This window comes from Pseudoduganella violacea, from assembly GCF_014191875.1.
GTDB classification, from domain to species: Bacteria; Pseudomonadota; Gammaproteobacteria; order Burkholderiales; family Burkholderiaceae_D; genus Rugamonas; species Rugamonas violacea_A.
This window is the reverse complement of the sequence record NZ_JACHXD010000008.1, coordinates 25,253-38,052: the sequence shown is the minus strand read 5'-3', so window position 1 is coordinate 38,052 and position 12,800 is coordinate 25,253. Positions and strand designations below refer to the sequence as shown.

11 protein-coding genes are annotated in these 12,800 nt (G+C 67.2%); 3 read left to right on the top strand and 8 right to left on the bottom strand.

The window, feature by feature from the left end; genetic code table 11:
• Nucleotides 1-357: 357 nt before the first annotated feature.
• A complete protein-coding gene (locus FHS03_RS14985) occupies nt 358-2,448 on the top strand; it encodes a 3-hydroxyacyl-CoA dehydrogenase NAD-binding domain-containing protein (RefSeq protein ID WP_183441765.1) in 2,091 nt (696 codons plus the stop codon).
• Between the two features lie 27 nt (nt 2,449-2,475).
• Here FHS03_RS14985 and FHS03_RS14980 read toward each other — a convergent pair whose 3' ends face one another.
• Nucleotides 2,476-3,039, bottom strand: coding sequence for a GNAT family N-acetyltransferase (locus FHS03_RS14980; RefSeq protein ID WP_183441764.1), 564 nt, complete (start codon nt 3,037-3,039; stop codon nt 2,476-2,478).
• 14 nt (nt 3,040-3,053) lie between these two features.
• Between FHS03_RS14980 and FHS03_RS14975 the strand changes: the two genes are divergently transcribed.
• Nucleotides 3,054-3,860, top strand: coding sequence for a substrate-binding periplasmic protein (locus FHS03_RS14975; RefSeq protein WP_229426231.1), 807 nt, complete (start codon nt 3,054-3,056; stop codon nt 3,858-3,860).
• 9 nt (nt 3,861-3,869) lie between these two features.
• Here FHS03_RS14975 and nadB read toward each other — a convergent pair whose 3' ends face one another.
• Nucleotides 3,870-5,483, bottom strand: a complete 1,614-nt coding sequence (gene nadB, locus FHS03_RS14970; RefSeq protein WP_183441763.1) for an L-aspartate oxidase — start codon at nt 5,481-5,483, stop codon at nt 3,870-3,872.
• Nucleotides 5,484-5,682: 199 nt separating this feature from the next.
• Between nadB and FHS03_RS14965 the strand changes: the two genes are divergently transcribed.
• The gene (locus tag FHS03_RS14965; protein WP_183441762.1) at nt 5,683-6,462 is read left to right on the top strand and encodes a nucleoside-diphosphate sugar epimerase/dehydratase; all 780 of its coding nucleotides are present in this window, start codon (nt 5,683-5,685) and stop codon (nt 6,460-6,462) included.
• Here the strand turns inward: FHS03_RS14965 and FHS03_RS14960 are convergent.
• From FHS03_RS14960 to FHS03_RS14935, 6 genes are all read right to left on the bottom strand, one after another.
• Nucleotides 6,459-6,659 (bottom strand): hypothetical protein, encoded by a 201-nt coding sequence (locus FHS03_RS14960; RefSeq protein ID WP_183441761.1) that lies wholly within the window; start codon nt 6,657-6,659, stop codon nt 6,459-6,461. The genes FHS03_RS14965 and FHS03_RS14960 overlap by 4 nt on opposite strands.
• Before the next feature lie 127 nt (nt 6,660-6,786).
• Complete coding sequence (gene prsT, locus FHS03_RS14955) at nt 6,787-9,552, bottom strand: XrtA/PEP-CTERM system TPR-repeat protein PrsT (RefSeq protein WP_183441760.1); 2,766 nt, start codon at nt 9,550-9,552, stop codon at nt 6,787-6,789.
• Nucleotides 9,553-9,619: 67 nt separating this feature from the next.
• Nucleotides 9,620-10,024 (bottom strand): response regulator, encoded by a 405-nt coding sequence (locus FHS03_RS14950; protein WP_183441759.1) that lies wholly within the window; start codon nt 10,022-10,024, stop codon nt 9,620-9,622.
• A gap of 112 nt (nt 10,025-10,136) precedes the next feature.
• Nucleotides 10,137-10,685: a tetratricopeptide repeat protein gene (locus FHS03_RS14945; RefSeq protein ID WP_183441758.1), complete on the bottom strand. Its 549-nt coding sequence runs from the start codon at nt 10,683-10,685 to the stop codon at nt 10,137-10,139.
• A gap of 266 nt (nt 10,686-10,951) precedes the next feature.
• Nucleotides 10,952-11,353 carry an Hpt domain-containing protein gene (locus FHS03_RS14940; RefSeq protein WP_183441757.1) on the bottom strand — a complete coding sequence of 134 codons (402 nt, stop codon included), beginning with the start codon at nt 11,351-11,353 and terminating at the stop codon, nt 10,952-10,954.
• The gene (locus FHS03_RS14935; protein ID WP_229426230.1) at nt 11,350-12,618 is read right to left on the bottom strand and encodes an alpha/beta hydrolase; all 1,269 of its coding nucleotides are present in this window, start codon (nt 12,616-12,618) and stop codon (nt 11,350-11,352) included. Before FHS03_RS14935 ends, FHS03_RS14940 begins: the two co-directional genes overlap by 4 nt.
• Nucleotides 12,619-12,800: the final 182 nt, after the last annotated feature.

Here is a 12,800-nt window from a genome sequence, read left to right as displayed (position 1 = left end):
ATGAAATGCCGTGTGGCAAGTATTTTCTGAATATTTTTTGATGCCGTGTGAAAATAATCTAGATGGAATAGAAATGTTTAAAAAATTCAGCACAATCAAAGACTTAGATTGGATATCAATTTGAAAGTGATATTCCATTTGAGAAACAAAAATTAATACATGGAAGTGTTGAAAACTGATTATCTGAGATAATCATCTTTCATTGAAAATTCATTAAACTAAATCCATGGCTTCTCTATGAAAAGTCATACTTTCGGTAGCTATTCTACGCACGCCAAAAAAAGAAAACGATCGTTCTTTTGTGGGGTATAGTAGGCTTCCGGAATTCACCAGTTCACACCACAATAAGGAAGAGACATGAGTGCCGACTACGCAGTCCACGGTTCTGTTGCTGTGATTACACTGAACAACCCGCCGGTCAACGGCATGGGCCTGGTGACGCGCACCGCCGCCGTCGCCGGTCTGCGCCAGGCCCAGGAAGATCCGGCCGTGAAGGCCATTGTCATCACCGGCGCCGGCAAGGCCTTTTCCGGCGGCGCCGACATCAAGGAATTCAATTCGCCCAAGGCGCTGACCGAACCCACCCTGCACACCCTGATCCGCACGGCGGAAGACTCGGTCAAGCCGGTGGTGGCGGCCATCCATAGCGTGTGCATGGGCGGCGGCCTGGAACTGTCCTTGGGATGCAATTACCGCGTGGCCTTGCCCGGCGCCCAGATCGCCTTGCCGGAAGTGAAACTGGGCTTGCTGCCGGGCGCCGGCGGCACCCAGCGCCTGCCGCGCGTGCTGGGCCTGGAGCGGGCGCTGAATATGATCGTCTCGGGCAATCCCGTGCCGTCGGAAAAACTGGCGGACAGCGCGCTGTTCGATGCAGTCTTCCCGGCCGGGACCAATCTGATCGAGGCGGCCGTCGCCTTTGCCGAGAAGATCGCCGATGTGCGTCCGCTGCCCAAGGTGCGCGAGCGCAAGGTGGATTACCCCAACCACGAAGCCTTCCTGCAGTTCACGCGCAATACCGTAAAAACCGTGGCCGGACCGTTCCCGGCGCCGCTGGAATGCGTGGAAACCGTGGCCGCCGCCGTCACCATGAAATTCGAGGATGGCCTGAAGTTCGAGCGCGAGCGTTTCATGCACCTGATCCAGACATCGGAATCGAAATCGCTGCGCCACGCCTTCTTCGCCGAGCGCGAGGCCAGTAAGGTACCGGACGTGCCGTCCGACACGCCGATACGCGACATCCGCAAGGCGGCCATCATCGGCGCCGGCACCATGGGCGGCGGCATCGCCATGAACTTCGCCAACGCCGGCATCCCCGTCACCCTGCTGGAGACGAAGCAGGAGGCGCTGGACAAGGGCTTGGCCACCATCCGCAAGAACTACGAGAGCACGCTGAAGAAGGGCAAGCTGACCCAGGAAAAGATGGACCAGCGCCTGGCCCTGGTCGGCGGCACGCTGGCGTATGAGGAGATTGCCGACGCCGATATCGTGATCGAGGCCGTGTTCGAGGAGTTGGGCGTGAAGGAGACCGTGTTCCGCAAACTCGATGAGGTGATGAAGCCGGGCGCCATCCTGGCCAGCAATACCTCGACGCTGGACGTGGACCGGATTGCCGCCTTCACGCGGCGTCCGCAGGACGTGATCGGCACCCACTTCTTCAGCCCCGCCAATGTCATGAAGTTGCTGGAGATCGTGCGCGGCAAGCAGACCGGCAAGGATGTGCTGGCGACGGCGCTGGCGCTGTCCAAAAAACTCAAGAAGACCGGCGTGGTCTCGGGCGTTTGCGATGGCTTTATCGGCAACCGCATGATCGAGCAGTACAGCCGCCAGGCCGGCTTCTTGCTGGAGGAAGGCTGCCTGCCGGAGCAGGTTGACAAGGCGGTTGAGAAGTTCGGTTTCGCCATGGGACCGTTCCGTATGGGCGATTTGGCCGGCAACGACATCGGCTGGGCTATTCGCAAGCGCCGCTATGTCGAGAAGCCGGAGATCAGCTATTCGAAAACGGCCGACCTGCTGTGCGAGATAGGCCGTTTCGGCCAGAAGACGGGCGGCGGCTGGTACGACTACAAGCCGGGCGACCGCAAGGCCTATCCGAACGAGGAAGTCAACGCCATGATCGCGCGCCACTCGGCCGATATCGGCGTGCAGCGCCGCGCCATCAGCGACGAGGAGATCGTGCAGCGCCTGGTCTACGCGTTGGTGAACGAAGCGGCCCTGATCCTGGAAGAGGGCATCGCCTTGCGCGCTTCGGACATCGATATGGTCTACCTGACCGGCTACGGCTTCCCGCTGCACCGCGGCGGCCCGATGTTCTATGCCGATACGGTCGGTCTGCCGAATGTGCTGGCGACCATCGAGAAGCTGGCCAAGGGCTACCACGGCGAAGCCTGGACGCCGGCCCCGCTGCTGGTCAAGCTGGCCGCCGAAGGCAAGGGCTTCAACAGCCGCTAGGCGCCTCCTTAAGCCGTCCGGAGGGGTTCAGGCGATCCGCTTGCGCATGCGCGAGAGCGGCAGCTGAATCCCGCCCGGCAGGCTCAGTTCGAAATCTTCCGTCACTTCGAAGCCGCTGGCCAGGTACAGCGGCACGCCCGGCATGGTGGCGGCCAGTTCCAGCGCCTGGAAACCCTGCGCCACCGCCTCGGCTTCGCAATGGCGCATCAGCATGCTGCCCAGGCCTTGGCGCGGCACCGCCGGATCGACAAAGAAGGCGCGGATGCGTCCCGGCTGCGTGGCCGGATCGAGCAGGGGATCGGGGCCGCTCTTGGTGCGGTCGCCGCCGAACAGGGTGGCGCGCTTGCTCCAGCCGCCGCAGGCCACCGCCTCGCCCTCGCGTTCAATAATAAAGTAAGTGCCATCGGCCACCAGCTGGCTGTCCACGCCGAAGACATGGTGGGTGACGGCCGCCGCCTGCTCGTCGCTGTAAAAACCCTTGCTCAAGCCTATGCCGGAGCGGGTAATCAGCGCCTCCATGCGCGGGATATCGGCTTCGGTGGCGGTGCGCAGCACGCTGCGCGGGGCTGGGGCGGGGGGCGATTGGCTCATGCGAAAATGGTATCATGAGGCGCATAACGGTGGAGGGCACCATGCGCGGCAAGCGGTTTCGTCATCTCTTCCATATCGCAGCTGTGCTGCTGCTGGCGCTGGTCTTGCTGCTGCTTAGCGGCCCGGCCGGGGCGCGCGAGCTGCTGGTGGTCGGCGCGCATTTCGAACGCGTCTTCGAGCGCACGCCGGAAGGCGGTTTTACCGGCCTCGGTCCCGAAATCGTGCGTATCCTGGCCACTCAGCTGGGCCACACGGTGCGCTTCGAAATCTATCCCTGGGCGCGCGCCCAGGCCATCCTGTCCCAAGGCAAGGCCGACATCCTGGTCGGCCCCTACAAATCCTTCGAGCGCGTGCAACGCATGGCGTTTTCGCGCCGCCCCTTCTATCAGGACCAGATGGTGTTCTATGCGCTGAATACTTCCGGCATCGTCTGGCATGGCGATTTTGCCACCTTGGCCGACCACCGCATCGTCATCATGAATGGCTGGGCCTATGGCGAGCAGTTCGAGCAGGCCCGCCCCATGCTCAAGGTGAGCGTGGCGAACAGCGTGGAAAGCGGGGTGAAAATGGTGGAAGCGCAGCATGTGGCCCTGTTTGCCAGCAACCGGCGCAATACCGAGCCGGTATTGGCGAAACTGGGTTTGACGGGGCAGATGGCGCCACTGGCCCATGTGATCCAGGTGCAGGACGGCTATTTCGCCTTCCCCAAGCGCCAGCTGCATGAGGCTTTGCGGCGCGAGTTCGACCAGGCTTTTACGGGCCTGGTCGAAAGCGGGGAGTTGAAGCGCCTGGGACAGCGCTTCGACGTCAGCGTGCCTTGATGACGCGCCTTAGTTGCGGCGGCGCGAAGGCGTCAGGACACTAGGCAGAGCCTTGGGCAGGGTGTCCGGATAGTCGCGGCTGAAGTGCAGGCCCCGGCTTTCGCGGCGCTGCAAGGCGCTGTTGACGATCATCGAGGCTACATCGACCAGGTTGCGCAACTCCAGCAAATCATGCGTGATGCGGAAGTTGCGGTAGTACTCGTCGATTTCCTCTTTCAGCAGCGCGATGCGGTGCTGGGCGCGCTCCAGGCGCTTGGTGGTGCGCACGATGCCCACGTAATTCCACATGAAGCGGCGCAGCTCGTCCCAGTTGTGGGCGATGACCACTTCCTCGTCGGCGTCGCTGACCCGGCTTTCGTCCCAATCCGGCAGATAGGGCGCGTCGACTTTTTCCTTGGACAGGATGTCGTCGGCGCAGGCGCGGCCGACCACCACGCATTCGAGCAGGGAATTGCTGGCCAGGCGGTTCGCGCCGTGCAGGCCGGTGCAGGCGGTTTCGCCCACGGCATACAGGCCGTGCAGGTCGGTGCGGCCAAGCAGGTCGGTCACCACGCCGCCGCAGGTGTAATGCGCGGCCGGCACGATGGGGATCGGTTCCTTGGTGATGTCGATGCCCAGTTCCAGGCAGCGCGCATAAATCGTCGGGAAATGCTCGATCAGGAATGCGGCGGGCTTGTGGCTGATATCCAGGTGGACGTAATCCAGGCCGCGCTTTTTGATCTCGAAGTCGATGGCGCGCGCCACCACGTCGCGCGGGGCCAGTTCGGCGCGCTCGTCGTGGGCCAGCATGAAGCGCTGGCCGGCGGCGGCGCCGGCTTCCGGCGGCAGCTTGAGCAGGCCGCCTTCGCCGCGGATCGCTTCCGTGATCAGGAAGGACTTGGCATAGGGGTGGTACAGGCAGGTTGGATGGAACTGGATGAATTCCATATTCGACACGCGGCAGCCGGCGCGCCAGGCCATGGCGATGCCGTCGCCGCTGGCGGTGTCGGGATTGGTGGTGTACAGATAGACCTTGCCGGCGCCGCCGGTGGCCATCACCGTGTGTTCGGCGGCGAAGGTCAGCACCTGGCCGGTCTTCGTATCCTGCACGTACAGGCCATGGCATTTGGGCTGGGAGTGGCCGGGACGCGGCCCCAGCTTGTCCGAGGTGATCAGGTCGATCGCGCAGTGGTGCTCGAACAGGCTGATATTCGGGTGGGCGCGCACTTTTTCTTCCAGCGTCACCTGGACCGCGTGGCCGGTGGCGTCGGCGGCGTGGATGATGCGGCGCTGGCTATGGCCGCCCTCGCGCGTCAGGTGGAAACCCAGCTCCGCACTGTCGTCGCGGGTGAAAGGGACGCCTTGGGCGATCAGCCACTCGATGGCGCTGCGGCCGTTTTCGACGATGAAGCGGGTGGCGCCTTCGTCGCATAGGCCGCCGCCGGCCACCAGGGTATCGGCGATATGCTGGTCATGGCTGTCGCCTGAGTCGAGCACGGCGGCGATGCCGCCCTGGGCCCAGTTGCTGGCGCCGTCCAGCAGGGCGCGTTTGGAAATGATGGCGACTTTACGTGTTTCGGCGAGGTGCAGGGCGACCGACAGGCCGGCCAGGCCGCTGCCCACGATGGCTACATCAAATTTCATGGCGATTCGAATTTTTCTGTCAAGAAGCATGACTATAGACCATTTGTCATGCCCGCGTCATATTTGGCCCTGCTGGCCGCTCGGCTTTTCGCGGCGGCTTTGATCTGGCTCTGGTGTTTGCTTGTGGCGGCGCAAGGCTGCTCGGCGGGGCGTCCGGCATCATGGCTGAGCCGTCATCCGGCGGCAAAGGAGTCGGGCCATGGTCAGGATCTTCAATCATTATGTGTCCCGCGCGGGCATCATCCTGCTGTTGCTGGAGGTGCTGGCGCTACTGACGGCGGCGGTGCTGGTGTCCCTGGTCTGGCTGCCGGAGCGGCGGCCGGGCCAGATGTATCTGGCGGCGGCGCTCTTTGTGGCGCCGGTGGCGGCCTGCATGGCGGCGCTGGGCATGTATGGCCAGCAGCGCTGCGAGGATGCGAAAGCGCTGCTGGCGCGCCTGCTGCCGGCGCTGGTGCTGGCCTATCTGCTGCATCGCTGGCTGGTGCTGCTGTCGCCGGCCGCCGCCCTGCGTTCCGGTCTGAAAGGGGCGGCGGGCGACGCGGCCTGGCTGGCCTTCCTGTTGGGCGCCGGCGGCGTGCTGCTGACGCGTATGCTGCTGTTCGGCTCGCGCCAGTCGCGCCTGTTGTCGTCGCGCGTGATCCTGGTGGGCGACGGCATGCTGGCGCTGGAATGCCTGCAACTGGCGGCCGCTCCCCAAGGCTTGCGCCAGTTTCATGTGATCGGCTGCGTGCCGGTGCCGGGCGAAAATTCCTGCGTGCCGGCCGGCAGCGTGCTGCCCAGCGGCCAGCCCCTGCTGACGCTGGCGCGGGCGTACGAGGCCGATGAGGTGATTGTTTCCGTTATCGACCGCCGCAACGGCGCCTATCCGGTGCGCGAATTGCTGGAATGCGCCCTGGGCGGCGTGCAGGTGACGGATGCGGCCCAGTTCTTCGAGCGCGAAGCCAGCCAGATCCGCGTCGACTCCCTGCAACCCAGTTAGCCGGCGCCGAAAAACGCTTCCTGCATCTGGTCCGGCGCGCTGCGGTCACTGCTGCGCGCCAGGTAACCGGTGTATTTCAATTCGGCCGGCCCGCTATGGTGGAGCAGGAAGGGCGCCAGCGGCTGGGCGGCAGCGGGCAGTGGCGCCCAGCAGGGCAGGGCCAGCAGCAGGGTGCAGAGTTGGGCTTGCGTATTCATGTCGGGCTCCCGGTCGATGTCTCCTGCTAGCGGTGAGCAAATCCCGTGCCAGGGGGCGCTGTGCCTGGAGGCGCCGGCGCGGCCATCCTGCCGGGCGCGGCGACTGTAAGGGCTGCCGACGCCGCGCTCAGGGCTGGGCCAGCAAGGCGCGCACTTGCTCGCGCTGGGGGAAGTCGCGGCTGGCCAGCAATTGTTCGGCATGGCGGCGCAGCGCCGCGCGGTCGCCGGCCTGGGCCAGGCTTTGCACCAGGTGGTAACGGATGTCGGTCGAGGTCGGCGCCTGCTCGACGGCCCGCTTGAGCAGGGCGAGCGCGCGCGCGGTCTGGCCGCGCTGTTGCAAAATCCAGCCCAGCGTATCGGCCACGGCCGGATTGTCCGGCGTCAGCCGGTAGGCGCGCTCGGCCAGGTCCAGCGCGCGCGCATCGCCGAGTTGCTGGTACGCCCAGGCCAGGTCGTTGAGGACGATCACATTGTGGCCGTCGGCGGCCGCCAGCCGCTCCAGCTGGGCGGCGGCGGCGCGGTAATCCTGTTCCTGCATCAGGCTGCTGGCGTAATACAAGCGGGTGGGCGCGTCGCGCTCGTGCTGGCGCAACCAGGCTTGCATCTGCTGCGCCGCTTCGGCGCGCCGGCCGGCGGCCAGCCGCGCGCGGTGCAGGGCAATGGCCAGCGGACCGGACGGGGCCAGGGCGTGGGCCTTGCCATACAGGGGCAGGGCGGCGCCGGCCTGCTGCTGGCTCAGCAGGATATCGCCCTCGAGCTTGTAGCCGATGGGTTGCGCCGGCTCGGCCTGCTGTGCCTGGCGCGCCAGCTTGAGCGCCTCGGCATAGGCTTGTTTGTCCAGCAGCAGGGCCACGGCCAGGGTCAGCGCCTCGGGCTGCTGCGCCTGCAGGCTCAGGGCCTTGCGCACGGCCAGCAAGGCCGCGTCGAGCTGGCGCAGCAGCAGGTGCTGGCGCGCCACTTGCACCTGCACCAGGGCCGAGGCCGGCTGTAACCGGGCCAGCTGGCTCAGGCTCTCCAGTGCGGCCGCCGGCTGCCGGGCGGCATTCTGCGCCTCGGCCAGCAGGCTCAAGGCATCGGCATTGCCGCCCTGGGCCGCCTGCAGCTTTTGCGCCAGGTTGAGCGCTTTCTCGACTTCGCCGCCGGCCAGGCGCAGGCGGGCCAGCAACAGGGCCGGCGCCGGCGTTTCGGGATGGTCGCGATAGGCTTGCGCGGCCCAGTCGAGGGCCTCGGCGCGCTGCCCGCGCCGGACGGCGAGCTGGGCCAGCGCCAGCTGCAGTGCCAGGCTGTTGCGCTGGCGCGCCAGCGCGGCCAGATAGCGCTGGCGCGCCTGAGCCGGCTTGCCTTCGAGCAGGTCGAGCTGGGCCAGGTTGTCGAGGGCCGGCTGGTACAGCGCATCCATGGCCAGCGCCTGGTCGAAGCTGCGGCGCGCGCCGGCCAGGTCCTGGCTGGCCACCTGCACCCCGCCGCGCAGATTGTGCACCAGCGGATTGGCGCCCTGGCGTTCCAGCGCCTGCACGGCGGCCAGGGCGGCATCGAAATCGCGCGCGCGCAGATGGCTCATTACGAGCAGCACGCCGGCGCGCGGCAGACGCGCGGCGGCGGCCCGCTCCAGCTCGCCGATGGCGCGGGCGTGGTCGCCGCTGCCCAGGCGGCTGATGCCCAGCGCCAGGTGCAGCGCCGGGGTGGCGGGCGCCAGCTCGCTGGCCTGGCGGAAATCCTCGGCCGCCTGGCGGAACTGGCGCAGACGCATGCGCGCCTCGCCCAGCAGGGCCAGCAGTTCAGCATCGGGCGCCGTGGCGGCCTGCAGCGGCTGCAGCAGCGCGACGACGGCGGCCGGCTTGTCCTGCATCAGCAGCACGCTGGCCAGCAGCTTGCTCGCGTAAGGCTGGCCGGGCGCGGCGTCGAGGAATTTGCGCAAGTGCTGTTCGGCCAGCACCGGCGCGCCCAGCGCCGCCTGCACCGCGCCGCATAGCAGCAGGCTGGGCGGGTGCTCGGGCGCGGCGCGCAGGATTTGCTGCAAGCGTTCCAGCGCGGCCTTGTGCTGGCCGTTGCGGTAGTCAAGCAAGGCTTGCGCGTACAAGACCAGCAGGCTGTTGGGCGCGATGGTGCGCGCGGCGGCGATGCTGGCGCGCGCCGCCTCCAGCTGGCCGGCCTGCAATTGCAGGTGGGCGATATCGATGCGCGCCTGGGCGTCGCGCGGGCGCAGCGCCAGAATGCGCTCATGGCTGCGGCGCGCCGCCGCCAGCCGCCCGGCGTCGCGCAGCAGGTCGCCCTGGAAGCGCAGGCTCTCGAGGTGTTCGGGATGGTGGCGCAGGGCTTGTTCGACCAGACGCAGCGCGGCCTCGGCATCCTGGCGCCAGAGCGCCAGGCGGGCCTGGCCCAGCAAGGCTTCCGGCAAATCCGGCTGGCGCCGCAAGGCCTGGGCGTACAGGGCGGCCGCCTGCTCCGGCTGTTTTTGCGCCAGCAAGGCATGGCCGCGCAGCACGGCGCTCAAGGGCTGGGCCGGATCGAGCGCGATTTCGGCCAGCAGCTGGTCGTACTGGCCTTGCATCAGCAGAGCGCGGCCGAGCGCGGGCAGAACCTCGGCTGCCGCGAGGCCCAGCTGCCGGGCGCGGCGCAGCTCTTTTTCGGCCGACGCGGCGTCGCCGGTGTCGAGATAGACTTCGCCCAGCAGCAGGCGGGCGCTGGCTTGGCGCGGGTTTTGCTGCAGCAAGTCCTTGAGCTCGATCATGGCACTACGGTGGTCGCCTTGCTGGCGGGCTTGGCGCGCGGCCGCCAGTTGCTGGGCGCTGCCGGGATGGCGCTCGCAGGCGCCGAGCGTCAGCGCGCTGAGCAGGGTGGCCAGCAGCAGCGGCCGCAGGCGGGGCGGAAGGGGGAGGGCAAGGCGGGACATGGCGCAATCTCCGGAGCGGACTTAGGCCCAGAGTAAGAACAAGCGCGCCCGCTCCCCTTGCGCCGGCTCAAGCTCCGGCGCTGCCGCCCAGCGCCGGCCGGCTGTCCGGCGGGCACACCGCAATCAGGCCGCGTTGCGCCGCCACCACGACCGCGTGGGTGCGCGCCGTGGCGTCGAGCTTGCTCAGCACGCCTTTCACATCGGCGCTGCAGCTTTGCAGCAGATAGCCGTGCACGCCGCCGTCGAGGGCGCGGCGCAGCGCGCATTCGCTGTCGCGCTGGGTCAGCAGCAGGATGCGCGCGGCCACGTGGCCGGCCTGGCGCAGCGCATGGTCGTAGTCGGTGAGCAGGACATTGGCCCCGGCCAGCGGCCCCGGCCGCAGGCCGCTCTGGCCGTCCAGCAGGGCGTGCAGGCCGGCGGCCAGCACCGGCTCGGCATGCAGGATGTGGAAGCTGATCTGGCGCAGCGGCATGGACGCTTCTCCGGAAGCGGCCGGGACGGGCATCCCGGCGGCGCTGCTGCCATGATGAACTGGCAATGCTCTTATGGCAAGATGGTGCCGGCAATACGCGGCGGGTGGCGGCTCAGTAGCCGCTCCAGCCATGGGCGGCGCTCGTGCTGCCGGCTTTCAGGCTGGCGGCGATGTCGGCCCACTTGGCGGCCTCTTCTTCGTCGCGGGCCACGCCTTTGCCGCTGCTGGCCAGGGACGCCAGGGTCAGGGCGGCTTTGGGATGGTTGTGGCGCGCCGCCTGCAAATACCAGGGATGGGCTTTCTCGGCCGCTTTGGCGTTGAAGGGCTGGCCGGCGCGGTAGATTTCCGCCAGTTGGAAAGCCGCTTCGGAGTCGCCGGCCAGGGCGGCCTGCTCCAGCAGTGTGACGGCTTCGGCGCGGCGCGCCTGCTTGGTCTGGTAGAACAGGCCCAGTTCGCGCCGGGCCACGGCCGAGCCTTGCTCGGCCCATTCGCGCAGGCGGCGTTCGGCGGCGGCGCCGCCATGCACGCTCAGCGCCTGCGCCGCCGCCTCGATCACCTGGGCCGGCGGCACGCTATCTTCTTTCGCCTGGCAGGCGATCAGGGCGCCCACCATCACCAGTACCGACGCCAAGAGCGCGCCGGACTTGTTAAATAATTCCATTTCCGCTTTTACCTTATTTTTATTCGGCCCCCGCGGGTTCCGGGCGGGGGCGCCAATATACCAGTTCGTTGCCAAAAATCAATAAAGACCTGTGATTTCCAGTCAAGAACTGCCCAGGTAGTTTGGCGTCAGCAATAGAAATGCTTCGGCATTGCCGGGTGCTCTGTCCCGATCGGTGACGGCAATGCTAGTCAAACAGTGTTGGCGATCTTAGCATGTTGGGTTTGGTACAAAATCGTGAAAGTCGCAACAATTGTAACCATTCGTTAGAAACGGCTGGCATTGCGGCCGTTGTGGCGGTCCAGCCACGCGCCGGCGTGTTCCAGCACCAGCTTCAATTCGCCCTCGACGGCCGCGAACAGCACCGGCACTTCCATCAGACGGCTTTCATTGAGCGCCAATTCCAGCGCCAGGCTAGCGGCCACGAAGCGCTTGGCGCCCAGGCCCGCCAGGGCGCTGCGCTGGTTATGCAGGATGCGGCACGCCTCGGTCAGGCGCGCATCGCGGATCGCCTCGCCGGCCAGGTTGAGCGGATCGACGCCCGGGCCGATGCTGCGGCGCACGATCTTGCTCACGCCTTCCACGCCATGCTCGTCCGCGCCCATCAGCGCCAGCAGCTTGTCCACGCAGAAGATGGCTTCGTCCGATGCCGAGCCGTAATTGCTCATACGCCCTCCGCCGCCATGATCCAGTAGCGTCCGCCGGCCTGCTGCGCCGGCCGCAAGCCCTGGCGCTGGGCGGCGCCGCGGTCCTGGCCGATCAATTCCTGCATATCGGACAAGACCGGCGCCGGCACGGCGGCGGCGTGGCCGAGAAAGCCGATATCGGCGCCGCTGGCGTCGATGGTTTCCACGCCGGGCAGCACCAGCAGACCGGGACCGGCGTCGCCGGCGCGCGCCGCCGCGTGCGCTTTGTGGCCGGCGGCCAGGGCCGCGTCGGCGCTCGAGGCGTACAGGGTCAGCGGCCGGGCGCTGGCGGCGAAGGCCGGCGCCAGTTCGCGCTGGAACAGGCCGGCGTCGATATCGGGTGCGGCCAGCAGGATCTGGTGCAGGCGCGCGGCCAGCTCGGGCCGCCCGCGCAGCAGGGCGGCGCAGGCGCCGGCCAGCGCGCGTCCGCCCAGGCCATGGCCGATCAGGTAGATGCGCTCGACCTGGCAGCTCTCCAGCAAGTCGAGCAGGAAGCGCTGCAGATTGGCCTGGCTCCATTCGACGCTGGCCTCGTCGGCCGGATAGCCGGCCGGCTTGCCCTGCGAGGGCCAGCTATAGAAGAGCGGCGCGCCGCGAAAGCCCAGCCCATAGGCCAGTTGGGCGCTGCGCCGCGCCGCGTCCTCGAACGAGACCTTATAGCCATGCACGAAGAGCAGGGCGCTGGACTCGGGCGCGGCGGCGATCTGGGCCGCCAGCGCGGTGAAGAACTGGTCATGGCCGGCCAGCTCGGTTTGCAGCAGGCGCACATGGTGGTTGGGATCGTCGCGCAGTTCCAGCCGCAGCAGGGCCGGCGAATCGGGATCGCGCGGACCGCGCGGCACGCTGACCTCGCAATAACCGTAGCTCAGCGGCGCGCGCTGGCTGCCGAACTGGCGCGCCGGATGGCGGTCGCCGCTTTGCTGGCGGTCGGTGCCGAACCAGACCTTGAGCACGGCCGCGTTGGCGGAAGCGCCGCCGGCGGCCGGTGGCGGGCGGCGCCGGTCGATCTCGTCGAGCAGGTTTCGCGCGGCGGCGCGCAGGTAGCGGTCGCCGGCCAGGCCGGCCGCGGCCAGCGCATCGGACAGGGCGAACTGGCGCGACTTCGAGCCGGCGTCTTCTTCCAGGGTGGCGACGGCGTCCTCCACCGCCGGCGCCTGGGCCGCGAGGCGGGCTTTGAGCATCTGGTAGGCGGGGCTGCTGGCGCCGTCTTCAATCGCTGCGGTGAGGGCGCTGGTGATGATGTCCATTCCAACCTCTCTAGGAGCTGCGGTAATGCATATCTGACCACAGTAAATGTGGCAAGTCCAGCATGATTGCATGCAGTGCGGCATACGGGCGACGGCATACGGGCGACGGCGGCGGCCCGGGCGCGGCGCCGCTTGTCTAAGCCCAGGCAATGGCTCATACTCGTCGGAACCCGTGCCGCAGC

Bases quoted from the DNA above. Each gene is read 5' to 3' on its own strand.
- FHS03_RS14975 (WP_229426231.1), top strand. From the start codon at position 3,054: ATGAGGCGCATAACGGTGGAGGGCACCATGCGCGGCAAGCGGTTTCGT.
- FHS03_RS14935 (WP_229426230.1), bottom strand. From the start codon at position 12,618: ATGGACATCATCACCAGCGCCCTCACCGCAGCGATTGAAGACGGCGCC.
- FHS03_RS14940 (WP_183441757.1), bottom strand. From the start codon at position 11,353: ATGAGCAATTACGGCTCGGCATCGGACGAAGCCATCTTCTGCGTGGAC.
- FHS03_RS14965 (WP_183441762.1), top strand. From the start codon at position 5,683: ATGGTCAGGATCTTCAATCATTATGTGTCCCGCGCGGGCATCATCCTG.
- FHS03_RS14945 (WP_183441758.1), bottom strand. From the start codon at position 10,685: ATGGAATTATTTAACAAGTCCGGCGCGCTCTTGGCGTCGGTACTGGTG.
- prsT (WP_183441760.1), bottom strand. From the start codon at position 9,552: ATGTCCCGCCTTGCCCTCCCCCTTCCGCCCCGCCTGCGGCCGCTGCTG.
- FHS03_RS14950 (WP_183441759.1), bottom strand. From the start codon at position 10,024: ATGCCGCTGCGCCAGATCAGCTTCCACATCCTGCATGCCGAGCCGGTG.
- FHS03_RS14960 (WP_183441761.1), bottom strand. From the start codon at position 6,659: ATGAATACGCAAGCCCAACTCTGCACCCTGCTGCTGGCCCTGCCCTGC.
- nadB (WP_183441763.1), bottom strand. From the start codon at position 5,483: ATGAAATTTGATGTAGCCATCGTGGGCAGCGGCCTGGCCGGCCTGTCG.
- FHS03_RS14985 (WP_183441765.1), top strand. From the start codon at position 358: ATGAGTGCCGACTACGCAGTCCACGGTTCTGTTGCTGTGATTACACTG.
- FHS03_RS14980 (WP_183441764.1), bottom strand. From the start codon at position 3,039: ATGAGCCAATCGCCCCCCGCCCCAGCCCCGCGCAGCGTGCTGCGCACC.